This is a genomic window from Parasphingorhabdus pacifica, from assembly GCF_054779195.1.
The window spans coordinates 1-1,055 of sequence record NZ_BAAGYS010000028.1 but is presented as its reverse complement, the minus strand read 5'-3'; the positions used below and the strand labels follow the sequence as shown (position 1 = coordinate 1,055).

General features: G+C 67.9%; 1 protein-coding gene. It reads right to left on the bottom strand.

The genetic code is table 11. The features are described from left to right. Nucleotides 1-1,055 (bottom strand): serine hydroxymethyltransferase (gene glyA / locus ACYVAN_RS24450; RefSeq protein ID WP_460963572.1); only part of this gene is annotated, 1,055 nt, incomplete at both ends.

The window sequence follows — 1,055 nt, the reverse complement described above, 5'->3', positions numbered from 1 at the left end:
GTGGCCTCGTCGAGTTCGGGCTGCAGTGCTTCGGCGATGATCTCGGAGACCTCGGTGAACTCTTCCTTGCCGAAGCCGCGGGTGGCCAGCGCGGAGGTGCCGATGCGCAGACCGGAGGTCACCATGGGCGGGCGCGGGTCGTTCGGCACCGCGTTGCGGTTGACGGTGATGCCGATCTCGTGCAGCCGGTCCTCGGCCTGCTTGCCGTCGAGCTCGGAATCGCGCAGGTCGACCAGCACGAGGTGCACGTCGGTGCCGCCGGAGACGAGTTTGACGCCGGTCTTGGCGGTGTCCGCGGACAATCGCTCGGCCAACACCTGGGCGCCCTCGATCGTGCGACGCTGCCGGTCGGCGAACTCGTCGGTGGCCGCCATCTTGAACAGCACCGCCTTGCCCGCGATGACGTGCTCGAGGGGGCCGCCCTGCTGACCGGGGAACACCGCCGAGTTGAACTTCTTGGCGAACTCCTCGTCGGCCGAGAGGATCACACCACCGCGCGGACCACCGAGGGTCTTGTGGGTGGTGGTGGTCACCACGTGGGCGTGCGGAACCGGGTTCGGGTGCAGCCCGGCGGCCACGAGGCCGGCGAAGTGCGCCATGTCGACCATCAGGTACGCGCCGACCTCGTCGGCGATCTCCCGGAACCGCTTGAAGTCCAGGTGCCGCGGGTAGGCCGACCAGCCGGCCACGATCAGGTTCGGCCGGTTCTCCCGGGCCAGCCGCTCCACCTCGTCCATGTCCACGCGGTGGTCGTCCTCGCGCACGTGGTACGGCACCACGTTGTAGAGCTTGCCCGAGAAGTTGATCCGCATCCCGTGAGTGAGATGCCCACCGTGGGCCAGGTCCAGACCCATGATCGTGTCACCCGGCTTGAGCAGCGCGAACATCGCCGCCGCGTTGGCCTGCGCACCGGAGTGCGGCTGCACGTTCGCGAACGACGCACCGAACAACGACTTCGCGCGGTCGATGGCCAACTGCTCGACGACGTCGACGTGCTCACAACCACCGTAGTAGCGCTTGCCCGGATAGCCCTCGGCGTACTTGTTGGTCAACAC